24 protein-coding genes are annotated in these 23,760 nt (G+C 65.0%); 6 read left to right on the top strand and 18 right to left on the bottom strand.

The genetic code is table 11. The annotated features are described in order from the left end of the window. The 10 genes from FJZ36_10560 to FJZ36_10515 all read right to left on the bottom strand — a co-directional run. A partial coding sequence (locus FJZ36_10560) for a hypothetical protein (protein ID MBM3215342.1) occupies positions 1-990 on the bottom strand: 990 nt, incomplete at its 3' end. Positions 991-1,001: 11 nt separating this feature from the next. After that, positions 1,002-2,180: a galactonate dehydratase gene (gene dgoD, locus FJZ36_10555; GenBank protein ID MBM3215341.1), complete on the bottom strand. Its 1,179-nt coding sequence runs from the start codon at positions 2,178-2,180 to the stop codon at positions 1,002-1,004. A gap of 3 nt (positions 2,181-2,183) precedes the next feature. Next, complete coding sequence (locus FJZ36_10550; GenBank protein MBM3215340.1) at positions 2,184-2,948, bottom strand: phytanoyl-CoA dioxygenase family protein; 765 nt, start codon at positions 2,946-2,948, stop codon at positions 2,184-2,186. Positions 2,949-2,957: 9 nt separating this feature from the next. Further along, the gene (locus FJZ36_10545) at positions 2,958-3,848 is read right to left on the bottom strand and encodes a phytanoyl-CoA dioxygenase family protein (protein MBM3215339.1); all 891 of its coding nucleotides are present in this window, start codon (positions 3,846-3,848) and stop codon (positions 2,958-2,960) included. A gap of 17 nt (positions 3,849-3,865) precedes the next feature. Next, positions 3,866-4,858, bottom strand: coding sequence for a MoxR family ATPase (locus FJZ36_10540; GenBank protein ID MBM3215338.1), 993 nt, complete (start codon positions 4,856-4,858; stop codon positions 3,866-3,868). Positions 4,859-4,886: 28 nt separating this feature from the next. After that, entirely contained in the window at positions 4,887-5,915 is a 1,029-nt protein-coding gene (locus tag FJZ36_10535; protein ID MBM3215337.1) for a Gfo/Idh/MocA family oxidoreductase, read from the bottom strand. 469 nt (positions 5,916-6,384) lie between these two features. Further along, positions 6,385-7,209: a sugar phosphate isomerase/epimerase gene (locus tag FJZ36_10530; protein ID MBM3215336.1), complete on the bottom strand. Its 825-nt coding sequence runs from the start codon at positions 7,207-7,209 to the stop codon at positions 6,385-6,387. Next, positions 7,209-8,087, bottom strand: a complete 879-nt coding sequence (locus FJZ36_10525; protein ID MBM3215335.1) for a phosphoribosylanthranilate isomerase — start codon at positions 8,085-8,087, stop codon at positions 7,209-7,211. The genes FJZ36_10530 and FJZ36_10525 overlap by 1 nt, the downstream gene beginning before the upstream one ends. Next, a complete protein-coding gene (locus FJZ36_10520) occupies positions 7,925-8,767 on the bottom strand; it encodes an ABC transporter permease (GenBank protein MBM3215334.1) in 843 nt (280 codons plus the stop codon). The genes FJZ36_10525 and FJZ36_10520 overlap by 163 nt, the downstream gene beginning before the upstream one ends. Continuing rightward, the gene (locus FJZ36_10515) at positions 8,764-9,768 is read right to left on the bottom strand and encodes an ABC transporter permease (GenBank protein MBM3215333.1); all 1,005 of its coding nucleotides are present in this window, start codon (positions 9,766-9,768) and stop codon (positions 8,764-8,766) included. Before FJZ36_10515 ends, FJZ36_10520 begins: the two co-directional genes overlap by 4 nt. Before the next feature lie 213 nt (positions 9,769-9,981). Here FJZ36_10515 and FJZ36_10510 point away from each other — a divergent pair, with 213 nt between their 5' ends. The 5 genes from FJZ36_10510 (at position 9,982) to FJZ36_10490 (ending at position 14,502) form a co-directional block, all read left to right on the top strand. Continuing rightward, positions 9,982-11,046 carry an ATP-dependent 6-phosphofructokinase gene (locus FJZ36_10510; GenBank protein ID MBM3215332.1) on the top strand — a complete coding sequence of 355 codons (1,065 nt, stop codon included), beginning with the start codon at positions 9,982-9,984 and terminating at the stop codon, positions 11,044-11,046. Further along, positions 10,955-11,986 (top strand): tyrosine recombinase XerC, encoded by a 1,032-nt coding sequence (gene xerC, locus FJZ36_10505; GenBank protein MBM3215331.1) that lies wholly within the window; start codon positions 10,955-10,957, stop codon positions 11,984-11,986. Before FJZ36_10510 ends, xerC begins: the two co-directional genes overlap by 92 nt. 126 nt (positions 11,987-12,112) lie before the next feature. Beyond that, the gene (locus tag FJZ36_10500) at positions 12,113-12,883 is read left to right on the top strand and encodes an SDR family oxidoreductase (GenBank protein ID MBM3215330.1); all 771 of its coding nucleotides are present in this window, start codon (positions 12,113-12,115) and stop codon (positions 12,881-12,883) included. After that, the gene (locus tag FJZ36_10495) at positions 12,880-13,581 is read left to right on the top strand and encodes a formylglycine-generating enzyme family protein (GenBank protein MBM3215329.1); all 702 of its coding nucleotides are present in this window, start codon (positions 12,880-12,882) and stop codon (positions 13,579-13,581) included. The genes FJZ36_10500 and FJZ36_10495 overlap by 4 nt, the downstream gene beginning before the upstream one ends. A 57-nt stretch (positions 13,582-13,638) precedes the next feature. Then, complete coding sequence (locus FJZ36_10490; GenBank protein MBM3215328.1) at positions 13,639-14,502, top strand: hypothetical protein; 864 nt, start codon at positions 13,639-13,641, stop codon at positions 14,500-14,502. An 18-nt stretch (positions 14,503-14,520) separates the two neighbouring features. Here FJZ36_10490 and FJZ36_10485 read toward each other — a convergent pair whose 3' ends face one another. Genes FJZ36_10485 through FJZ36_10475 form a run of 3 tightly spaced genes read right to left on the bottom strand, consistent with a single transcriptional unit; the run spans position 14,521 to position 17,808 of the window. After that, positions 14,521-14,793, bottom strand: a complete 273-nt coding sequence (locus tag FJZ36_10485) for a hypothetical protein (GenBank protein ID MBM3215327.1) — start codon at positions 14,791-14,793, stop codon at positions 14,521-14,523. After that, positions 14,793-15,932, bottom strand: a complete 1,140-nt coding sequence (gene tgt / locus FJZ36_10480) for a tRNA guanosine(34) transglycosylase Tgt (protein ID MBM3215326.1) — start codon at positions 15,930-15,932, stop codon at positions 14,793-14,795. The genes FJZ36_10485 and tgt overlap by 1 nt, the downstream gene beginning before the upstream one ends. Positions 15,933-15,969: 37 nt before the next feature. Further along, positions 15,970-17,808 carry an acetylxylan esterase gene (locus FJZ36_10475; protein ID MBM3215325.1) on the bottom strand — a complete coding sequence of 613 codons (1,839 nt, stop codon included), beginning with the start codon at positions 17,806-17,808 and terminating at the stop codon, positions 15,970-15,972. Between FJZ36_10475 and FJZ36_10470 the strand changes: the two genes are divergently transcribed. After that, positions 17,717-19,417: a hypothetical protein gene (locus FJZ36_10470; GenBank protein MBM3215324.1), complete on the top strand. Its 1,701-nt coding sequence runs from the start codon at positions 17,717-17,719 to the stop codon at positions 19,415-19,417. The two genes, FJZ36_10475 and FJZ36_10470, sit on opposite strands and share 92 nt — an antisense overlap. Positions 19,418-19,434: 17 nt before the next feature. On the opposite strand, the gene FJZ36_10465 is transcribed toward FJZ36_10470, so the two are convergent. The 5 genes from FJZ36_10465 to FJZ36_10445 form a co-directional block, all read right to left on the bottom strand. Continuing rightward, the gene (locus FJZ36_10465) at positions 19,435-20,055 is read right to left on the bottom strand and encodes an MBL fold metallo-hydrolase (GenBank protein ID MBM3215323.1); all 621 of its coding nucleotides are present in this window, start codon (positions 20,053-20,055) and stop codon (positions 19,435-19,437) included. A gap of 11 nt (positions 20,056-20,066) precedes the next feature. Continuing rightward, the gene (locus tag FJZ36_10460) at positions 20,067-21,134 is read right to left on the bottom strand and encodes a glycoside hydrolase (protein ID MBM3215322.1); all 1,068 of its coding nucleotides are present in this window, start codon (positions 21,132-21,134) and stop codon (positions 20,067-20,069) included. 6 nt (positions 21,135-21,140) lie between these two features. Next, the gene (locus FJZ36_10455) at positions 21,141-21,965 is read right to left on the bottom strand and encodes an amidohydrolase (GenBank protein ID MBM3215321.1); all 825 of its coding nucleotides are present in this window, start codon (positions 21,963-21,965) and stop codon (positions 21,141-21,143) included. A gap of 21 nt (positions 21,966-21,986) precedes the next feature. Continuing rightward, positions 21,987-23,060, bottom strand: coding sequence for a hypothetical protein (locus FJZ36_10450; GenBank protein ID MBM3215320.1), 1,074 nt, complete (start codon positions 23,058-23,060; stop codon positions 21,987-21,989). A gap of 93 nt (positions 23,061-23,153) precedes the next feature. Next, positions 23,154-23,696, bottom strand: a complete 543-nt coding sequence (locus FJZ36_10445) for an IS5 family transposase (protein ID MBM3215319.1) — start codon at positions 23,694-23,696, stop codon at positions 23,154-23,156. Positions 23,697-23,760 lie beyond the last annotated feature (64 nt).

Below are 23,760 nucleotides of genomic sequence, written 5' to 3'. Positions count from 1 at the left end.
TATCTCGCTGTTCTTCATCCACAGCGTGCGCGTGCCATCGGGGTCGTAGGCGTCGAGTCGGCGCTTCACGTCACGGAGCACTCCGAACCCAACCTGATCGTTCACGTAGAAGCAGGGCCAATGCCCGACCAGCACGCAGGGAGCTCCTGCTTCGAGGACTTCCGGCAGCCTGCCGCCCTGAAGGTCCTCGGTGATGAAGCGATCCGCGCTCGCTTCGTCGAACCCCGTCGCGCCGAACCAGTCCCCGGCGCAGCCGACAATGCTGGCGACCGCCGTCCCCGCTGACTTGTCGGCATACCAGATGGGAACCGTCGGCATCTCCTTGTCGACCATGTGCAGGAAGTAGAATGGGCGATCGATCCCGTTGACCCAGCGCGCGCCGTCCAGCACAGCCTTGGCGTGGACGTCTTCCTTGCGCTTGGCGAACGCGCCGGGACTCGTCACACCCTCGCAGACGATGCCGGCGTTCCTGAGAAGCTGCATCGCCGTCTCGACGTAACGAGGCAGCAGGTCTGCCGGGGGATCGACCCACTCTCCCTGCTCCCACTCCTCGGTGAGCTGCCAAGTATCCAGATCGACGACATGCGTGTGGGTGATCATCTCCGGCGTGAGGTCGAAGTGTGGCTGGATGACGTCACGGGCAACCCGTATCCACTCGGAAAGCTCCCGCTCCGGGAACCCGACGAACGTCTGGTCGATCCGCCCGACGCCTGCCGGGAACGGGATCATGCTGAACTTGCCCCGAATTCCCTGTTCGCCGCACCAATCGCCCCATTCCTCCGCGAAGGACGCGGGGATCGTGTCAGGCATCCGATCCAGCTTGTCGTAGTGGCGCTCCCAGCCGTTCCGTGGCGCGGTGACGCCGTGTCGGACGCGCCATGCCTCGCGCTGTTCGATCCAATACTTCGCCTTGTTGATGACCGGGCACGAGTCGTCGATGATGATGGACAGCGGCGTTCGCAGCAGCGGGTTCTCGACGCGTACCTGCATGGGAAGGCTCCTTACCAGTCCAGCACGGCTCCGTCCTTGGCGCGGATCTCCAGCGACGGCATCTCCTCCTGCTGGAACGGATGCTTCGCGGCTGCGACCTCGTCCACCTCCACGCCCAGCCCTGGTGCATCGGTGGGGAGCCAGTAGCCGTTTTCCGTCTTCAAGTCGTGGCGGACGACCTCCCAACGCCACGGCACGTCGGAGAGCATGTCCTCCTGAATCAGGAAGTTGGGCGTCGAGAGCGCGAAATGGAGCGCTGCCGCGTTGGCGACGGGTCCCAGCGGATTGTGCGGAGCGACCCCGACGTAGTACGCCTCCGCCATCGCGGCGATCTTCTTGGCTTCCCACAGCCCCCCGCAATGGCACAGGTCCGGCTGGATCACATGAGCCGCCTGCTTCTCGAAGACCTCACGGAAGCCGAATCGCGTGACGAGCCGCTCGCCCGTCGCGATGGGAACCGGGCTCGCGCGACGGACCTCCGCCAGGGCATCGACGTTCTCTGGTGGAACCGGTTCCTCGACGAAGAAAGGGCGGTACGGAGCCAGGATGTGGCAGAACTCGATGGCGTTCGCCGGGAAGTGCCTCCCGTGGCAGTCGACCATGATATCGACGCGGTCGCCCAGGGCGTCGCGGAGCGCAGCCATCGAGCGTTCCGCATAGGCGAAGTCCGCGATCGAGCTGAGCGATTCCGTTGGCGGAGTGAGGAGCACTTTCACCGCCGAGTAGCCGCGTGACACGACTTCGAGGGCGAGTTCGACGAATCGCTGGGTCTCGCCCCGGAACTGCGTGTCGTAGACGTCCGCCATCTTGCCGCCGCCCAGGTGGGTGTACATCCGCACGCGATCGCGGACGGCTCCCCCAAGGAGCTCGTACACGGGCACGCCGAGAATCTTGCCCCGGACGTCCCAGAGCGCCTGCTCGATGCCGGAGATCGCTGACATGCCGATGACACCCATCCGCCAGAACGACTGCCGGTACATGCGCTGATAGAGGAACTCGATCCGCGCCGGGTCCATGCCGACGAGCATCGGCGCGAAGTCCTCGACGGCTCCGACGACGGCGCGCGTCTTCCATTCCAGCGACGCCTCGCCCCAGCCGTGCAGACCTTCGACGTCGGTCTCCACCTTGACGAAGACCCAGTTGCGCATCTGCGCGTTGACGACGACGGTGCGGACGGCGGTGATCTTCATCGTTTAGAAGCGGACGAGCCGCAGGCTGTCGAGCTGGCGGCCCGGTGTCTCCGCGCCCTCGCGGACGTAGTGGCACACGAACGCCCTTCTCCACGAGCTCGTCGTGTTCGTCGGCGTGTAGTGAAGCGTCAGCGAGTGGTGCAGGACGATGCCACCCGCCCTGAGGGGCACGGCGATCGTCTGCTCGCGCGCGAACTTGTCGGGCACGAGGTGAGGTGTCCCCGGAATGGACGTGTGCGATTCGGCGCCGAGTTTGTGCGACTCCGCGAGGTAATGCATACAGCCGTTCTCGACCGTCGCATCGTCGAGAGCGCACCACGCCGTGATGACGGCATCCGCCGGATCGACGCGGAAGTAGGCGTTGTCTTGGTGGGGCTGTTTCTCGGAGCCGATGCGAGGCGGCTTCAGGAGCGCTTGATCGGCGTAGAGGCGGATCGGGGCTCCGATGAGCGACTCGACGAGGTCGAGCACTGCCGGGTCGGTGGCATGCCGCTCAAAAAGGGGCTCGTGGGGAACGAGGTCCGAGAACTTGCGGATCGTCAGGGCGCTGCGCTCGCCGGTCGCGGCTCCAGCGACGTCCGCCTCCTGCTGCGCGCCGACTCGCTTCGCGCCGTCGCTCTGCCACTCGTCGCAGAGCTCCTCGATCCTCTGGCGCATCTCAGCGACTCGGTCCGCCGGGATGACGCCCTCGACGGCGACGAACCCGCGTTCCTCGTACTCGGCGATCTGCTTAGGCGTCAGCTTCATCGTACCTCCTCCTGCCCGCATCACCGCGAGCTACTCCTCACCTGCTAGAACCGGATGGAGCCGATGGACCCACGGTTTGCCCGCTTCCATCTCGTCGCCTGCCCCCGCGGCGTCGCCTCTGCCCGTGTAGAGTGTGCCGTCCGGGATGTAGATGATGGCGAACGCGCGGCGATGATCGTCCGAGCGATTTGGCGTGGCGTAGTGGAACGTGCACCCATGGTGGAAGGTTACGCCACCCGCGTTCATCTCGGCCGTGACCGGCGCCGCGACATGCTGCCCTCTCGCCTCCATCTTCTCGACGATGCTCTCGCCGTCGACGCCGAGCCGGATCGGCTCCAGCCTGCCGAAGCGGTGGGAACCGGGGATGAACTGCAGGCATCCATTGAGGAGCGACACGTCATCCAGGGCGATCCACGCCGAGAGCGCTCCGACAGGGTCCATGGGCCAGTAGGGCGCATCTTGGTGCCAGTTCGTCTCGCGGCTCCGTTCGCCTGGCGGCTTGATGAGGGCGTGATCGTGGTAGAGCCGCACGTGGCGCGTCTCCGACAGCCTCCGAGCGCTCTCCGCGAGCCTTGGATGGAACGTGTACGGCTTGACCGCGTGGTAGTCCGTCCAGAGGTTAACGAGCTGATTGAAGACGCGCATGTAATCGTCTGCGACGGGGCCCGTCTGACCGAGGATGCGGTCGCGCTGGTCCGCAACGGCTCGGTCGAGAGCGTCGCGTAAGCCGGCGACCTCCTCGCGCGTGAAGAAACCGTCGCACTGAATGAACCCGTTCTCGCGGTAGAACGCGACATGTTCGGGCGTGATCGGGCAGTCTCCCAACGTGTTCCTCCTGATGTACCCCACGACCTTTCGCTTCAGATGTCCCTCCCATGAGGACAGGTCGGCGCCTGCCTGCTCCTCGTCGGCGACAACCAGGTTCCGTCGAGCCTTCGCTACGGAACCTTGACGGCTCCCATGACCTCTGTCAGCAGGTCGTCCGCCGTGAGCTCTTCCGCCTCAGCTTCGTAGGACAGGATAAGCCGATGTCGGAGCACGTCCGGCGCGACGGCGATCACGTCGTCGGGAACCACATAGGCACGATGGTTCAGATAGGCATACGCCTTCGCTGCCAGTGCCAGGAAGATCGAGGCTCTCGGCGACGCGCCATAGTCGAGCAGGGGCTTCAGGCGTGGCAGACCGACTGCCACCGGTTCTCGTGTCGCGCGCACCAGATCGACGATGTACTCCTGAACGCGGCGATCCACGTAGACGGCTCGCGCCGTATCGCGCGATTGAAGGATCTGCGTCGTCGTGGCGATGGGACGCACGGTCGGAACCACAGAGCCGGTTCCACGCTCGAGAATCTCGATCTCCGCCTCGCGATCCGGGTAGTCGATGCGCAGCTTGAACAGGAACCGGTCGATTTGGGCTTCGGGCAGCGGATAGGTTCCCTCGAGCTCGATGGGGTTCTGAGTCGCCAGCACGAGGAATGGAGCCGCGAGCGGATACGTGCGGTCGCCGATGGTGACTTGCCGCTCTTGCATCGCTTCGAGCAGGGCGGACTGAACCTTCGCAGGCGCTCGGTTCACTTCGTCTGCGAGTACCACGTTCGCGAAGACGGGCCCCTGCTTCGCGGCGAAAGACCCATCTCGCTGATGGTAGATGACCGTTCCGATGATGTCCGCCGGCAGCAGGTCGGGCGTGAACTGGATCCGCTGGAACTTCGCCTGGATCGTCGCTGCGAGGCACTTGACGGCAGTGGTCTTGGCGAGCCCCGGAACGCCTTCGAGGAGCAGGTGCCCGTCGGCGATCAGCCCGACCAGCAAGCGCTCGATGAGCTGCCGCTGCCCGACGATGACGCCCTCGATCTCCGAGAGCATCGTGTCGAGGTAGCGGCTCTCCTGCTCGATCCGGGCGTTGAGCGCTCGTACGTCCTGGGCGTTCATCGCGAAGCGGGCTCCCTCGGCTCCTGAGTCAGACGGCAAGCATCTCTGCGATAGTGACGGGTTCGCGTCGGACTGCGGACAGCTTGACAGCGCGGCATATGGCGACCGCCTTCATGCCGGCAACGCCGTCGGCGATGGGGGTCGTCTTCGAGCGTATGGACTCGATGAAGTGGTCGATCTCGAGCGCGAAAGGATCGGCGTCGAGCACCTCGTCCGTGGCGTTGCTTGGCGCCGACCGCATCCCCCACCGGAGGCGATTCGGGTTGTCGAACGAGCCACTGATTTCGGCGATCCCGGCGTCGGTCGCCGCGTAGAAATCCTCGAAGCTGAACGCAGGCATCGAGACCATCCCTGACCCGACCGTGGCGATGCCTCCGTCGGCGAATCGCAGCGTCCAGGCGGCGCAGTTGATCTGCGGCGCGCGCGATTCGGCGAAGAACGAGTCGCCCTCGGCGAAGACGCGCTCGACATCGCCCATCAGGAAACCGAGCGTGTCTGCCGCATGGACGGCGTTCTCGAGGATGGGTCCGCCGCCGTCGTCCTCCTGCCAGAACCAGTCCTTGTCCGAGAGCCACGGGTGCGGGTAGCGATGGAGCATGAACCGGATGCGACCGAGCTCGCCCTCGGTGAGGGACTTCAGCCGGACAATGGTCGGGACGAACCGCTTCTTGTGACCTACCAGCAATGTCACGCCGTTCTCCGCGCACGCGTCGATGATCGCCCGGCAGTCCGCGACACTGCTCGCCATCGGCTTCTCAACGAGCACGTGGACGCCTCTCCGGGCTGCGGCAGACGCGATGGGCAGATGGCTCTTGGGTGGTGTGCAGACGCTGATGGCATCGGGTCTGGCGCTGTCGAGCAGATTGTGAACCGAGAGGTAGGAGGCGACGCCCATTCGGTCAGCCGTATCCTGGGCGATCTCCGGCTGGATGTCGCAGACCGCGACCAGGTTCGCCTTGTCGCTACGGCTCCATCGATCCACGTGGACACGCCCAACGCCCGCCAATCCGACAACTGCGACTCGCATCGTGCTCCCTCGCACTGAAGGACCTGCCATCAGACGCTCGCTAGGCGATTCTAGCACGAATCCGGGAACCGACGGGAAGGGGGGAAGGAGCAAAAATCGGGCTGCTCGTCAAACCGAGCAGCCCGATGCTTCAGAAAGGAGAGTTAAGATGCTGAGCAATGCGAGGCACGATGTGTGCCAATGCCATGTGAGTACGAAAGGGCTGCTTCGGACAGAAAAAGAGGCTGCCGTCTCGCCTTGGCAGCCTCTTGGATAAGGAGGTTAGACTGGATTCTCTCGCGAACTGATAGGGAGGTAGTTCCGAGAAACCGTCGGTGTTCTCCTGGCAACATGCGTGCCATATTCCGCGGCACCTGGAATACCGAAGGTGGTCGTCGGGACGCCAGGCATGGAGCCGGTCGGAGAGGATTCCCGACGATGGCCGATTGGACGCTTGTGAACCATTGCGCAATATCCGGCAATGTTGGTGACGAAATCTGGGCAAGCTGCCGGCGATGATCTATTCGTTCGACGCTCTGGCTGCGGCGGCGAGCAGACCGTCGAGCGAAGCCCTCGAGGCTTCGATGGCGTCTCCACTGGCTGGCCGATAATGGGTTTCGAGGGCGATCACGCCGCCGTAGCCATCCTCTGACAGGGCGCGCAGGAAGCCGACGTAATCGACCTTGCCGGCGCCGACGGGCAGCCAGCGCCGCTCGCCGTTGTGGAAGTCACAGTCTTTCACGTGGACGTGGACGACGCGATCCCGCAGCAGTCGGTACCCTTCAGCGGCTGAGAGCTCGTCGCGGGCCGCGTACGCGTTCCCCGGATCCCAGATGACCTGGAGCGCCGGAGATGGAAATGCGTCGAGCAGCCGCTTCATGTCGGCGCTCGAACCGATGTTGCCCGACGACACGTTCTCGAACCCGAGCGTGATGCCCTCGCGTTCCGCGATGCGGATCGGCAGTTCGAGCCTCGTGACGATCCGCTGCCACACGGCATCCGTCACTTGCGGCTCCTTCCAGAAGGCAAAGAGTCGCACCATGTTCGTCCCGAACAGCCGAGCGAGCTCGATGGACCGGCGCATGTGGGCGATGTGTTCCGAATACTCCGAGTCGCTGTCGAGGGCGCACCGGAGCGTCAGCGAGTCGATGCAGGTGACGGGCATTCCGCTGGACCGGACGATGGCGAGCGCCCGGCTCAGGTCGGCGTCACACAGGTGGCAGATGTTCTGACCCCAGACCCGATGCAGTTCGATGTTGGATATGCCCCACGACTTCGCCGTGTCGATGGCGAGCTGCAGGTCGTCGCTGATCTCGTCCGTCAATACGCCGAGGTTGAGCTCCATCACATTGCCTCCAGAGCACTGCGCAAAGCCCGGAACAGCGCGGCCGTTCGGGCTGGGTCTCGTCTGCTGCGAGCGGCCTCAACCCCACTACAGAGGTCGATGCCGTGCGGCTGAACGCGAGTGACGGCTTCGCCGACGTTCTCAGGGCGTATGCCGCCCGACAAGAAGATCGGCAGAGGCGACCGAGCGATCAAGTCGCGTGCCGTATGCCAGTCGCTGACGATGCCGGTTCCGCCGAACCGATGGCGGCCGTCCACGACAGCGGCCGTGTCCAGCAGCAGCGCGTCCGCACCGGCATCGGCGTAGGACTCCATCGACGCGACGACCTCGTCCGCCGAAGAACGCGATCCCTCGAGGCCGGCAGGCGGCAGAAACAGCGATACCCAGACTTCGGCGTGTCGCGCGAGCCGAGCAGCGAGCCGTGACACCTCATCGGGGCTTTCGCTCCCCAAGAGCTGTACTGCGTGCGCGCCGGTCCGTTCGGCGGCATCGGCTGCCGACTCGACGGGCAACCGGTATGTCAGAATGACGCCAGGCACGGTGATGGCGGCGAGGATCGCGCGCGCCTCGTCAACGGTGCGCGACCGTTCGGAGTAGGGCACATCGATGACGACGCCGACGTAGTCGGCTCCTGCGTCCTGTGCGATGAGGGCGTCTTCGACCGAGGTCGTTCCGCAGAGTTTGACTTTCATGTCACGTCCCGAATCGTCGTCGCCTAATCCCGCGTCGACCGCAAGCGAGGGTCGAGGACATCCCGCAACCCATCGCCGAGCAAATTGAACCCGAGAACCACGAGCGAGATCGCCGCCAGGGGTGGAACGACCGTCCACCATGCCTGCCGGATGTACCGGAACTGATCGGCGAGCATCCTGCCCCACTCCGGCGTGCTGGGGTCGTCGCCCAGGCCGAGGAAAGACAGTCCCGCCGTCTCAAGGATCGCGGTTCCCATTCCGAGCGTCGCCTGAACCAACAACGGAGCGACGCAGTTGGGCAGAACCGCCAGAGCCACGATCCGCAGGTCCGACGCCCCGATCGCGCGCGCCGCCAGGACGTACTCCTGCACTTTGACCCGCATCACCTCCGCCCGCATCACACGAGCGAACTGCGGCACCGCCACCACGGCGACGGCGACCATGGCATTGCGCAGACTGGGGCCCAGAACCGATACAATGACCAAGGCGAGCAGGATGCCCGGCACGGCGAGGAGCACGTCCACGACGCGCATGAGGATGGCGTCTGCGCTTCCGCCGAAGTAACCGGAGATCGTACCCATCGTTGCGCCGATTAGGATGGCAGCCCCGATGACGACGATGCCGACTCGTAGCGAGATGCGCGAACCCGCCATCGTTCGGCTCAGGATGTCGCGGCCCACGCCGTCGGTTCCTAGCAGATGCGTTGGGCTCGGCGGCAGGTTCCGCGAATCGAGGTCCACGGAGCGTGGGTCCAGCGGCGTGTAGACGACCGATAGAAGCGCCACCAGGATGAAGGCGCTCAGGATCACGCTGCCGGTCACGACCATCGCGTTCCGTGAAAGGGCGCTCAGCAGGTCTCGGTTCATTCGCCGCCCAATCGAACGCGGGGGTCGATCACGACGTACAGGATGTCGACAACGAACGTGATGCCCATGAAGAGCACGGCGACAAACAGCACTCCACCTTGGATCGCCGGCATGTCCCGCGCCGCAACGGATGTCACGAGCCACCGCCCGAGCCCGGGCCAACTGAAGATCGTCTCCGTCATGACGGCTCCGCCCAAGAGGTACCCGAACTCGAGACCTACGACCGTCAGGACCGGGATCAGCGCGTTCTTCAGCGCGTATTTGAGCAGGACCGTCCGCTCGGGAAGCCCGGCTGCGCGCACCGTGCGGATGTAGTCCTGGTCGAGGACCTCGAGCAGCGACGACCGCGTGATCCGCGAGATGATGGCAAGGGGCACCGTGCCGAGCGCGACCGCCGGCAGAAGCAGGTGGGCGAGGGACGACCGGATCGCGCCCCACGAGCCCGACAATGCGCTGTCGATCAGCAGGAAGCCGGATACGACCGTCACGGAGGCATCGCCTCGTCCGCCGCTCGGCAGGATGCCCAGCCCGGACGACAGCACCAGGATCAGGAGAAGACCCAAGCAGTAGATGGGAATCGAGACGCCGACGAGTGCTGCCGCCATGCCTGCGTAGTCGAGCAGCCTGCCTCGCTGGGTCGCGGCGACGGCTCCCACCAGAATGCCTGCGGTGACGGCAAACGCCATCGCGACGAGAGTTAGCTCGAGCGTCGCGGGGAAACGCGACCAGATCTCCCGAATGACGGACTCGTTCGTCTTGATGGACCGCCCCAGGTCGAGACGGACGGCTCGTGACAGGAACGCGGCGTACTGGACGATGAGCGGACGGTCCAATCCCAGCGTGTGCTCCAGCTCGCGCACGGCTTCTTCGGTCGCCCGTTCCCCCAGCATCGCGCGCGCCGGGTTACCGGGAATCAGTTGAACCATCAGGAACACGAGGACGGACACGCCCCACAGGGACAGCAGAATGGAGCCGATGCGCTTGAGCACGAACCGAGCCAAAGGCGAAACCTCGATGGGCGGTTCCATGAAGTGTGTGCTGCTGTCACGGTCTAGGCGCGCCCATTGTCGCGTTTGCCCGCCTGTGGATGCAAGGATATCGACGTCTCGGTGGTTCCGCCTGGCTTCTCCCCACGCGCCGTCGGGTGGTAGACTATGCCGTGACGATCATCCCGCCTAGCCTTCGGACGTGCCACCGAACCAGTGAGGGACTGCATGCGAATCGCCGTGAACACGGGCGGAGGCGACGCCCCCGGACTCAATGCCGTGCTCCGAGCCGTGGTGAACGCGGCGACCGTCCGCGGATGGGACGTGTATGGAGTCCGCGAGGGCTACAACGGCTTCTTTCGACCCGGCGGCGTTCATCCGTTGACGCGGGACATGGTTCGGGGGATCACTCCTCTTGGGGGCACGATCCTCGGTACGGTGAACCGAGGAAACCCCTTCGAGTTCCCTCGAGACGGCGAACTCGTCGATATCTCCGACGAAGTGGTCCGCAAGTTCTACGAGCACGGGTTCGACGCCTTCATCGCCGTCGGCGGCGACGGGAGCTTCCGCATCGCCAAACGGTTCATGGACAAGGGCATCCCGATGGTCTGCGTCCCGAAGACGATCGACAACGACGTCAACGGGACCCATGTGACCTTCGGGTTCGATACGGCGGTAGCGACGGCGACGGACGCCCTCGACAAGCTGCACTCCACTGCCGAGTCGCACCGTCGCGTCATGTGCGTCGAGGTGATGGGGCGCTACTGCGGCTGGATCGCCCTCCACGCGGGCATCGCGGCGACGGCGGACATCATCCTGATCCCCGAGATCCCGTTCGACATCGAGTCGGTCTGCGCGAAGGTGCGGCGTCGCGAGGCTGCCGGCAGGCAGTTCGCGATCTGCGTCGTCGCCGAAGGAGCCACGCCGGTCGGTGGCGGGCTCACCAGCACGCACGAAACGGAGCTCGGGAGGGAGATCCGGCTCGGAGGCATCGCAGAACGCGTCGCGCTGGAGATCGCCGAGCGTACGGGCAAGGAGACGAGATCGCTCAGCCTGGGACACCTGCTGCGCGGCGGGCATCCGACCGCGTACGATCGACTGCTGTCGCTGCGCTACGGCGCTGCCGCCGTGCGAGCCGTGGAGCAGCGGAAGTTCGGTTGCATGGTGTCGTACCAGCCGCCGGACATGGTGTTCGTGCCGGTTGAGACCGGCATCAGCGAGACGAAACGCGTACCACTGGACTGCGACACGATCCGATGCGCTCGCGAGATGGGCATCTGCCTCGGCGATTGAGCGGCGAGTCAACAGGGAATCATCGACCGTGGACAACCAGCTCCTGGCAGACGTCGTGGAGGAGTTCCTCGGGTATCTCACCTCCGAGCGGAACTACTCGTCGCACACGATCCGAGCCTATCGGAGCGACTTCGAGGACTTCGCGGAGTTCGCCAAGTCCAAGGGCGCGACGACCCTTGACGGGATCGACAACCTCCTGCTCCGATCCTACCTAGCGCATCTGCAGTCCGCCGGGAAAGCGCGTACGACGACCCAACGCCGCATGTCGGCGATCCGGTCGCTCTACAAATGGCTGACCCGGTTCGGCCGAGCCGCCAAGGACCCGACGATCAAGGTGAGGACGCCGAACCGCGAGAAGCGCCTGCCGAAGTTCCTCGACCCCAGCGAGGTCGATGCGCTGCTACGCGTTCCCGATGCGTCGACGGCGATGGGCGCGCGCGATCTGGCGATCCTCGAGCTCCTCTACTCGACCGGAATGCGGATCGGCGAGCTGGTCGCGCTCGACGTCGACAGCATCGAGGCGGATCATACGGTCAAGGTGCGGGGCAAGGGCAGGAAGGAGCGGATTGTCCCCATCGGCGGTCCTGCCATGGCGGCGATTTCGTCCTATCTGGCGGTGCGCCACGAGTTCGGTCGGAGCCACCAGGACCCGAACGCGCTGTTCCTGAGCCACCTCGGCACGCGATTGACTCCTCGCGCCATCGCTTACCGGCTCAATACCTACCTCAAGCAGGCGGGAATCGAGACGCCGGTCTCGCCCCACACGCTGCGCCACAGCTTCGCCACGCATCTGCTCAACGGAGGAGCCGATCTGCGGATCGTCCAGGAGATGCTGGGTCACGTCAGCCTGTCGACGACGCAGATCTACACACACGTCACGACGGAGCGGCTGCGCGAAGCCTACACGCACCTGCATCCAAGAGGAACCGGCAGCGAGTGAGGCTCGGATGCGTTGTCCGTCCGGCGCGTGCGTGTTATAAGCCGCCCGTCGGTCCCAGCGGAAGAACGTCGGCTGTGCTGGCGGCGCTCAATCAACCGTGATGGTACGGAAGGACGAGGTTCGCCGATGGGGATCTTGGATCGGTTCCGACTGGATGGACGCGTCGCCATTGTGACCGGCGGCAGCAAGGGGCTCGGCGAGGCGATGGCGTTGGGGCTCGCCGAAGCCGGCGCAAACGTGACGATCACGAGCCGCCATCTCGACGAGTGCGAAGCCGTCGCGACCTCGATCTCGGCAGCGACCGGCAGGGACGTCCTGCCCCTCCAGGCGGACGTGACCTCCCCGGACGAGGTCGGGGGCATGGCGCAGGAAACCCTCGACCGGTTCGGGCGGATCGACATTCTCGTGAACAACGCCGGCGTCAACGTGCGAACGTCCACGCTGGAGCTCTCGCTGGACGACTGGCAGCGCGTCATCGACATCAACTTGACAGGTCCGCTCCTCTGCGCGCAAGCGGTTCTGCCGACGATGCTCGAACAGAAGCACGGTCGGATCATCAACATGTCGTCCATCCTGGGAGCCGTGGGGCTCGCGTCTCGCTCGCCGTACACCGCGACCAAGGGCGGGCTGCTCAACATGACGCGCGCGTGGGGACTCGAATACGCGGGAACCGGCGTCACCGTGAACGCGGTCTGCCCGGGACCTTTCGACACGCCGATGAACCGACCCCTGACCCAGAACCCGGAAGCCTACCAGGCGTTCCTGTCGAAAATCCCGATGGGCAGGTGGGGCGATACGGTCGAGCTCGCGTCAGTGATCGTCTTCTTAGCGTCGGATGCGTCGAGCTTCATGACGGGCTCCGCCCTCTTCGTCGACGGCGGCTGGACTGCGCAATGACCATGGCGCTGGTTCCGGCGGGGGCGTTCCTCATGGGGAGCACCGAAGACGAACCGGGAGCCGTGTTCCAGAATGAGATGCCTCGCCACGCCGTCTGCCTGGGCGCCTACGAAATTGATTGTTGCCTCGTCACGAACGCCGATTGGGCGAGGTACGCCCGACTGACCGGGGCGCGGCTCCCAGCGCACTGGGGACGCCGAGGGTTTGATGGACCGGATCAGCCCGTCATCGGCGTCACGTGGACTGAGGCGTCGCAGTATGCGGCATGGGTGGGTAAGCGGCTCCCGACCGAGGCCGAGTGGGAGCGAGCGGCGCGCGCCGACCGACAGGAATCGCGTTTCCCGTGGGGCGACGCGGAGCCGACACACGCGCTCGCGAACTACGACCAAGCCTTTTCCCGCACGACGCCGGTCGGGTCCTATCCGCCCAACGCCTTCGGGCTGTTCGACATGGCAGGCAACGTGTGGGAATGGTGCGCCGACGGCTACGCGAGCGACGCTTACGGCAATCGAGCGCCGGAAGGTGAACCCGTGCGGAACCCGCTGGCTGCGGAGCCTTCATCGCGCCGCGTCGTTCGCGGCGGCTCGTGGCAAAGCTTCGGCAGCATGCTTCGCTGCGGCTATCGCGGCTTCCTGCCCGCGACAACGGCGGATCCGAGCGTTGGGTTCCGCTGCGTCCGCAACGTGGTTGCTGGCTGATGGCGACTGTGCGCCGTCGTGACGAAACTGCCTCGGTATCGGGGAGCGAGGTGCAACATGGCGTCCGGCGAGTTTCACATCGGGGATCTGCGCGCTGTCATCGGCGACAACGGGGCTGAGGACGAGCATCGGGCTGGCTACAACGGCGTCTACTCGCTGGCGTCCCGCCATCAGAGCGAGAGCCTGTTCGTGCCCGCCTACGCCGGGCTGAACCTCGAGCACATCTACGACGGGCACGCCACCGCGCATGAGCTGCGGTACGAGCCTCGCCAAGCGGACATGACGTTCTCGAAGTTGGACGACGCCACAGTCCAGCTCCACCAGCCCGCGACGCCGTACTTCGGACTCGAGAGCATCACGACCTTCCGACTGCACGAGCCTCACTACATCGATATGGTCTTCGAGTGCATGGCGCACAAACCGGTCTTCGAGCACGGGTACATCGGGCTCTTCTGGGCGAGCTACATCAACGCGCCGCACGACAAGAGCATCTACTTCCGACGACGCGAACGATGGGTGCAGCTCTGCACGCAGGAGCACAACGACGAGAGCACGGTTCTGCCCGACGACGGGTCCGAGCTGCCGACGTTCTCGCCCGAACACCCGCCGATGCTCTACACGAACCGGTCCCGGCTGACCTTCAGCGAGCCGTTCTTCTACGGACGGTTCCACGGGATGGTCGCGATCCTGATGTTCGACCGATCCGAGGGGATCCGGTTCTCGCACTCGCCGTCCGGTGGCGGGGACTCGACGCATGCGCAGACGACGAACCCAGCCTGGGACTTCCAGTTCATTGTGCCGGACTACGTCGTCGGGCAACGCGACTCGTTCCGGGCGAGACTCGTCTACAAGCGCTACGAGGGCAGGGACGACATTCTCGAAGAGCTCCACCGATGGCAGGCAGAAGCGGCGAGGCGTTGACGCCGATCCCCGCGCCGATTACCGGTCGTCGGACGGGAGGCGTCGCGGAGCGTTGTCCGCGAGGCGCGCGCGTTCCGTGGCGATCATGAACTCGGCGAGCTGCTCCTCCATGCGACGGACGCTCTGGCGCACGTCGGAGACTTCCGCGCGTAGCTGATCCAGTTCGCGATTCGTCGCGCCCTTTTTCGACGATCCCTTCGGCTTCAGCAGCCCCTCCTTGCCCATCTCCTTCATCCTGAAGTCGTAGGTAAGGACCGCGATGACGATGAGGGCAATCCCGATGAGTTCCATCAGAGCCCTTCCTCCTGGGAGCGGGCGGTCGTCGCACTGACGGACTGCCCAAGCCTGACCAGCTCGCCGATCTCATGGCTCATCGTTCCGAAGGCGCCCTGCTCGATGGCTGCCCGAATCCCGCGCATCATGTGGAGGTAGAAATGGAGGTTGTGGATCGACAGCAGGCGTCTGCCCAGCAGTTCCTCCTCGATGTAGAGGTGGCGCAGGTATGAGCGCGTGTGGTGACGGCAGGTGTAGCAGGTGCAGTCCGGATCGAGCGGCGTGAAATCGTCTCGGTACCGGGCGTTGCGGATGCGCACGGGCTCGCCGGTCGTGAAGATGAAGCCGTGTCGCGCGTTCCTCGTCGGCATGACGCAGTCGAACATATCGACGCCGCACCGGATCGCCTGCACGATATCCTCCGGCGTGCCGACGCCCATCAGGTAGCGGGGCTTGTCCTCCGGCAGCAACGGCGCTGTGGACGCCGTCATCTCGTACATCAGCTCCTTCTCTTCGCCGACGCCCAGCCCGCCGATGGCATAGCCTGGGAACCCGATCTCGATGGTCGCCTCGGCGCTTCTCTTGCGCAAATCGGGGAACATGCCGCCTTGGACGATACCAAACAAGTGCTGATGCTCGTTCCGATGCGCCCTCTTGCTCCTCGCCGCCCAACGCAGTGTGAGCTCCATCGAGTTCTGGGCGTACTCGTACGTCGCCGGATAGGGCGTGCATTCGTCGAAAACCATGATGATGTCCGCTCCGAGCGCGTTCTGTATCTCGATGGACTTCTCCGGCGAGATGAGGTGCTTGGACCCGTCGATCTCCGAGCGGAACTCGGCGCCCTCCTCGTTGATCGTCCGTTTGTCGCCCAGACTGAACACCTGGAACCCGCCGGAATCCGTGAGTATCGGGCCCTTCCAGCCCATGAAACGATGGAGCCCGCCCGCCTTCTCGACAACCGCGTGTCCGGGTCTGAGATAGAGGTGATAGGTATTCGCCAGAACGACCTCAGCCCCGCACGCCCGCAACTCGTGCGGCGTCAGGCTCTTGACGGTCGCTTTCGTCCCGACGGACATGAACGCCGGCGTGTGGAACACCCCGTGAGCCGTCCGGAACGTTCCGCGCCGCGCTGACGTCGCGCTGTCGAGCGCCAGCATTGTGAACTTGCTCTTCGCCAATGCGGGTCGTCTCCGTCTACGCGAGCGCGTCGATCCAAGCGTTGGGCGGGTCTGCCGACAGCACCGTCGCGCCGATCCTTTCGTACAGGGCTCCGTCCGCGCCCACGCCGCCAATCAGGATACGCTTTCCAGCGCACAGTCGGACCAGGTCCTCCAGGTCGCCGTACCTCAGGACGTTCGGGAGCGGCGAGTCGATCCTGCCGTCGGTGTAGCGAAGCCCCAGCGATGGAGCGATGACCGTTCGGATGCGGCGATCCAGCGCGGCAGCGGCAAGCGCGGCGACTCCAAGGTCGCCAACACCCACGACGGCGATCTCGACCAGCTCCGGGCGTCGCGATTGGAACTCATCGATCAGCGCGATCACGTCGTCGGCGGCGGACCCGACCTCCGGTCTGCCCCAGACTGTGGCGTTCAGGTTCCAGCGGATCTGAAACTCGCCGCGCCACCGCACATCGGGCGCAACGACGGTCCATCCGCGACCGATGAGCGCGCGGACATCCGTCTCCGCGGCGGCATCCTTCCCGTCTGGATGCAATAGTATCAGGATTCGAGCGCCATCGCCGGACACGCTCGAATGCACGGTGAGAGGAATCGGGACGCCCGAAGCCCCTCGCGCGACCCACGACGCTCCGTTGCGTCGAGTGAACAGGTCGGCTTCGAGCCAGACGCGGCGCTTGTCCGCGCCCAACAGCGAGCGGAGGTGGGACGGATCGGGTCTCGACGGCGCAAGCGTGCTCCGGTAGTAATCGGGCAGTTCGTTCCACGGACGCGCCCCGGCGACGGGAGCCGAGAGCGCGTCGAGCTCCTCGGGAGTCCGCGTTTCGATCTCCGGTTCGGTCGCGTGGGCGCCGTCGCCGACGCCGCGCAAGCACCGGTCGAACCAGGCGTACATGCGCTCGCGCATCGGGCGATGGTAGTCGTGTTCCCAGTCCCATTGGGCGACGTCGGTCCGGTCGCGAGCTCCGTAGAGACCGTAGACGTGTGCGATCTGCGGGAACTCGTCTTGCGGGAAGTGTCGCGTCCAGTCGCCCGTCACGCACAGATAGAGGCTGGGCTTTGGCGCAATCGTCGCGACGATCTCCGGCTCGTCGGTGACGGCAAGCAGCCCCGGCACGTGGTTGCAGTAGCAGTGGGTCTGCTCGGTCGGGAAGAGGATCTTCTTGAACCAGGTGACGAGGGCGACGTTGACCGTGGCGGTGATGCGGTCGTCCAACGCGGCGACGTACATCGTCTGTTGACCGCCGCCGGACGCGCCGGTGCATCCGATGCGCGACGTGTCCACGTCATCCATCGCGCAGAGCAGGTCGATGGCGCGGATGTTGTTCCACGTCATCGCGGTCATGGAGCACAAGCCGCTGGCGAAATCGGTCACATGAACGGAGTCCACCGCGAGGGCGGCGTATCCGCGCTTGGCGAGCCCGATCAACCGTGATTGGACGACCGGATGTCTCGCGCCGTTTGACCAGTGTCCGTGGGGGTTCAGAACCGCCGGCGCGGGCTCGCGCAGCCGCTTCGGCTTGTAGAGCCATCCTCCCGCGTAGAAGCCCTCGAACGATTGCCAGTAGAGCCGTGTCACCGTGTAGTCGTCCGCTTCGATCTCGCCCGTCACCTGGACGCGCAGCGGCGGACGGTGCGGCAGCGGGGCGAGCCCCAGCACTCGCGCCAGTTCCCGACGGACGACATGGGCTCGGCGTTCCCATGCATCGAGCGACGCCGGGGGCTGCCACACGGGGTCGCTCATCGCGTCGAAGTAGGCGTTGTGGATGCGCGCTCGCTGTTCCGGCGTGAAGAGCGAAGGCATAGGGACCGCTCCAGGCGCGTGGGGTGACGGGTTCAACGCGACGCTGCGACGCATTGTACCCTCGCGGCGTTCGGCGCGGAACGTGCTTGACGCATCGCATGGCTCAGGTCACGATGGCGAAGCCGTCGCAGGAACCGCCAGCTCATGTCGGAGACAGCCCATGCCGATGCCGCCGAACATCCTGCTCATCATGACGGACCAGCAGCGCTTCGACACCATCGGGGCGCTGGGGAACCCGCTCATTCAGACTCCCGCGCTCGACCGACTCGTGCGAGATGGCACGAGCTTCACGTCGGCGTATTGCCCCTCGCCGGTGTGCATGGCGTCGCGCTGCAGCCTGCTGCTGGGCGAGTATCCTCACCGAACCGGATGCACGTCCAACTCGCCAATGCCGCAGGAGCGAACCTCGCTGATGCAGTACTTGGCGTCGGCGGGCTATGAGACGCACGGGGTCGGCAAGATGCACTTCGGACCCGACTCGCGGGCTCTCTGGGGGTACGAGTCGCGGGACTACTCCGAGGAGGGCGGCGGCGACGACGATTTCCGCGCGTTCCTGACCGACAACGGGTACGACCACATCGTTGCACCCCAGGGAGAGCGGAGCGAGTTCTACTACATCCCGCAGCCGTCGCAGCTTCCGCCGCGCCTACACAACACGCAGTGGACGGCGGACCGAACGCTCGACTTCCTCGCGCGCCGAGACCGCCAACGTCCCTTCTTCTGTTGGACGAGTTTCATCAAGCCGCATCCGCCGTTCGAGTCGCCGGTTCCTTGGAGCCGTCTCTACCGTTCGGTCGAGATGCCGCTGCCGTATCTGCCGGAAGGCTACGAGCACCTGCTGACCCACTGGAACCGTCTGCAGAACCGGTACAAGTATCGAGATCAGGGCACCGACCTGAATCTGCTGCGGACGATGCGAGCCGCCTACTGCGCGGCGATCTCGTTCGTGGACTACAATGTCGGTCGCATCCTCGACCGGCTGCAGTCCGAAGGCGTGCTCGACCGGACGCTGATCCTCTTCACGTCGGACCACGGCGAGTTCCTGGGAGACTACGGTTCCTACGGCAAGCGGTCGTTCCTCGACGTCGCCGCGCGCGTGCCGCTGCTCGCGCGGTTTCCGGAGCGATTCGCCATCGGCAGCCGATGCGACGAACCGACGAGCCTCGTCGATATCCTGCCGACGTGCCTCGCCGCAGCGGGCTTGGAGAAGGAGCCGAGACACGCCGGGACAGACCTGGCACAGGTCGCTGCGAAGAACGTCGAGCGCATGGGAGTGCTGGGGCAGTTCAGCCAAGATGGCGGGGCGCTTTACATGCTCGCGACGCGGTCGTTCAAGTACATCCACTCCGCGCCGGACCGGCGCGAATGGCTCCTGACCAGAACTACGGGAGCGCGGGAGGAGCGAAGTCTCGCCGGCAATCCTGCTTTCGCCGATGTGCTCGCCCGGCTGCGGGATCAGCTCATCAACCGGCTGCGGGAGGACGGCTACGATTCGCCGCTGGACGGGAACGCCTGGCGCGAGTTTCCGCCGCTTCCCTCGGTTCCGTCCGATCCCGACGCCTGGCAGCTCTTCCAGGACGGGCGGTCCGTCTCGGACCGGTTCCCGGCGGGATACGCGCCGCGCGTGGACACGATGAAGCCCTATCCGGTTCGCGGCTTTTGAAACGAGAGCGGCAAACGCTAGCTCGTCGGCAGGACGAGGAAGTAGTTGTCGTGTCCGGGGATCACGATGTCCGCGATACGCGACAGGCGATCCATCGTTCTCGCCGCGAGCTCGAAATCGGATGAGTTGAAGTACCCCTGCCGCTCGCGCCAGAAGTCGCGCGTCATCGTCGCGTCCCCAGCCACGACGACGGACCTTCCGTCGAGGTCGAAGCGAAGGCTGTGGTGGCTGTCGCAGTGTCCTGGGGTCGGCAGGATGTCGATACATCCGAACAGCTCACCTGTGACAGGCGTTACCTTCTCGGCAAGACGACCGCTGCCGTTCAGCGCGTCTGCCACCGGAGGCGCGGCGGTCCACCGAGCCGACGGGAACGCGGCGATGCCCGCGTAGTGGTCCCCGTGCTCGTGCGTGATAAACACGTCGATGATCGCCTCTGGTGGGACTCCGGCGCGACGGTCGAGCTCGACCATCATCCGATCGGCGTCCGAGAGCGACGGATCGACCAGCAGGCGGAAGTCGTCTCCCGTGATGAGCGTCGTCGTGCAGATGGGGCTGCGTCGGGCTCTGCTGTCGTCTTCGCCCCAGTAGCGGTTCCGCGACAGGTTCCCAATCGTGATGATGTCCCAGCGACGAATCATGCGCGCTGCCCTCAGTGAGCTCGGACGAGTTCGAGCATGGCGCGATCCAACTGGTGACCCCGGAACGACTCGTAGGTGATGTCCTTGCGACCGCTGTCGAGGACGCCGAACGAGCCCCGGAAGTTCCACATCGCCCATCCCCAACCGGCTTCCTGCCAGAGCTCGAGGCAGTCCCTCATCCACGACAGGACGACCGCATGCGGCGTGTGCTGGAACGCGCCCCACTCGCCGACGTGCACGCCGACGCCCTTCGATTCCAGCGCCTTCCACGGCTCGATGCGTTCAGCCATGAGGCGGGCTCGGTCGAACCTACGCCCGTTTTCGTCGAGGGGCCAGGTGGGAACCTCCCAGGTGTCCGATCCACGGATCCACGATGCGCGGAAGTGGCTGATCCGCATCGGATCGTAGCCGCGCGTGCTCTGTGCGACGCCGAGATCGGCGAGGCTCTGCACCGGTGTCCGACCCCACTGGAGCCCGTCGGCGACGATCAGACGATCTGGGTCCTGCTCGCGGATCGCGGCGACCAAGGCGCGCACGACGCGGGTATACGTCTCTTCGGCGATGTTCGGCGGCTCGTTCAGCAGATCGAAGCTGACCCGGTCGTTTGGGATGCCCCGGTACCGTTCGGCGAACCGAGCCCACTGGTAGCAGCAAGCTTCGAGCGCCTGATCGTCGGTCCAGAGATCGAAAGGCTCCGCCGGAGGGTTCACGCAATAGCCCGGTCCCCGATGGAAGTTGATGTTGACGTGAACGCCATACTGTCTCCCGAACTCGACCGCCTGGTCGATGTCCTTGAGGACGTTCTCGTCCATCTCGCGCCATTCGCCGGGCTTCGACCAGCACCAGTAGGACAGCGGCAACCGCACGAAATCGAACCCCCACTCGCGCATCCATTCGAAGTCGGCTTCGACGAAGGGCGCGTTGTGACGCTCCGTGAACTTCTCCAGCAGGTTGTAGCCGCGCCAGCGCGGCAGGTGCTTCGTATCCACGGCACTCGGCTCCGTTCTGGTGTGACTGGTTCGCGTCGCCAGCGCGAGTCCGGCGGCAGCGGTCGTTCGCAGGAAGGTTCGTCGATCCATGCGGCTCTAGCCCCAGGTTCCAAAGACCTTTTCAGCGGTTCCTGCCAGCAACCAGTGCATCGTCTCCTCGTCCAGCCCGGGGGCTTCGTCGGTCATCAGCGTCAGACCCCTCGTGTAGCCACATTGCGGCACGATGAACGGGAAGTCGGTCGCCCACATGAGACGCGGTGCCCCATACGCCTCCAGCAGTCGCGGAAGCCATGGATGCAGGTCTGCGTAGGGCCACTCCTGAAACGATGCGCGGGGGAACTCGGAGAGCTTCACGTGCAGGTTCGGGTGTCGCGCGAGATGCAACAGATGGCTGAACTGCTCGCCATCGCTCAGCGTCGGGCGGCAGTGTCCGAAGTGGTCGATCACGGCGACCGTCTCCGGGTGCGCCTCGCAGAGCCGATCGACCGCGCCGAAGTGGTCCGGGTTGATCAGGAAGCCGACCGGCATTCCCAGATGACCCGCTTCTGCGAAGATGCGGTGACCCAGCGGAGAGTCCAGGGGCGTCTCCGGCGGGAACAGATTCGGGTTCAAGCGAACCGCGATGTAGCCTTCGTCGCGCCATCTCGCCAACTCGTCCTCGGGACAGGCGTGCTGCGGGTCGATCAGGCACATGCCGCGGAACCGGTTCGGATGGCTTTTCAGTGTTCCGGTGACGTACCGGTGGTCGAAGCCGTAGACAATCGGCTGGATGATGAGCGCGCCGGCGATCCTGGCATCGTCCATGCACTCGATCAGGAAGTCGGCGTCTGCCCGCAACGTCGGGGCGGCGACTCGAGGGTTGAAGGGGTACTTCGACAAGTCGGTCAGCCAGACGTGCAGGTGAGCGTCGATGATTCGCATTCGTCCGCGCCTTTGGGTTCGCTACCGGTACCAGTTCTGCGACAGGTAGTCGAAGTAGTACAGGGCGTTGTCGACGGGCACATTGCTCGGAATGTGGTTGCCGACGGCGAAGAAGAAGCCCGGGCAGTCCTTGGCGATCTTCAGCGTTTCGTCGACCTCGTGGCGTATCTTGTCGGGCGTGCCGAAGGTGAGCGTGCGGCAGTCGAGCTTGCTCCCGACGATGACCTTGGTCTTGCCGTAACGCTCGATCACCGTGTCGAGATCGGTCAACGGCTCGAAGATGAATCCGTCCGCGCCCGCATCGGCGATGTCGTCGACGAACTCCGTGAAGTCGCCGTCGGAGCAGAAGAGGATCGTCTTACCTGCCTCATGGAGGACGTCCCAGAGCTGCTTGAACCGAGGGAAGATGGCGCTTCGGTAGAAGTCGGGGTGCATGAACGCGCCTTCGGTCCACACCATGTCATCGTGTTGGATGAACACCTCGCACGAAGTCTTCGCCCACGCCTGAACGTGATGCATCGTGAGGCGGAAGAAGCTCTCCAGCACGCGGTCGAACCGACGCTGGTCGGCTGCCGCCTCCAAGAGCATGTCCCATCCGAACGCCTGGATCGCGCCGGAGACAATCGTCTTGTAGTAGCCGCCGGTGTAGATCTGATTCGGGTGTGCCGCCTGCGACGACGTGTACGTGCGGTCGTAGTAGTCGACGAGCTCGTCCATCGGCGTGAGCCCGTACTCCTCGACCGCGTCGAACGACCAAACGTCTTCAACGGTCTGGAACGGGTAGTGGACGTGGTCTCGGCGGTCGATCCCGCCTTCGAGGAACTCGGCGTGCCCCATATCCGTGACACGCCCCTTCCAGCCTCGCGGACCGTCGTTGGTGACCCACAGGAAGTCGAGCTCCCAGGCATCCTGGAACTTGCCCCAAGCGCTACCGTCTGTTCGCGGGTCGGTGCCCGTCACCGCTCGGACCAGGGCGTAGTTGCTGCAGTACTCGCTGTGGCCCAGCCGTGCGGGCGACTCCAGTCGGATCGCGCTCATGCCGATGTCGTAGCTCATCTGCTTGGTCCCTTCGTCAGGTCTCCCCACACTCGCCATAATGACACCGCGCGACGTACCCCGCAATGATGCGGAGGCACAGACGTTTGCCGAGATGTCCTGATGTCTGACCTCATTTCCTAAGAGTCTATCTCAATCCGCGTACGCGGCTTTGAGCCGATGCCAGATGCGCGCCCAGATGAGGATGCAGGCGAGCTTCACCAGTCCGCAGTAGTTCTCCGGTTTGACCTCATAGCGCACCCGAATCGAGCGGTACTTGGCCAACCACGCCATCGTGCGCTCCACCACCCAACGTCGCGCCGGATGGGTCTTCTCCCCGTGATCGTCGAGCTTCTCCTCGCCGATTCGACGGACGTGTCCGATGTAACCGGAATCGGCGATCGCTTGCGCTCCCGTGGGGTTGTCATACGCCTTGTCGAGACACAAGTGCAGCGGCTGTTCCTCCGTCGGAAACGGCGACGCGAGAACGATGGCATCCAGCGTCGCGGCAAGCAGCTGGGTGTCGTGGACGTTGGCTCCGGCGATCGTCACGCCCAACGGGCCACCGTTGCTCTCCACGACGACGCTTCGTTTCACCCCTTTTTTCCGCGATCCGTCGGGTTGGGTCCGACCGCGTCGGCGGGGATGGTCGCTTTGCCCATCGCTTTGCCCATCGATCCATCGGCGGACTGCCATGTCCAGTCAATGCCCCCAACTCCTCGCACCGGAGAAGCAGCTGACGCCAGATGGCATCGAAGAT

The organism is Candidatus Poribacteria bacterium (assembly GCA_016866785.1).
In the GTDB taxonomy this organism is placed as follows: domain Bacteria; phylum Poribacteria; class WGA-4E.
Note: the sequence above shows the minus strand (reverse complement) of the source record. Positions and strands in the feature narration are given on the sequence as shown.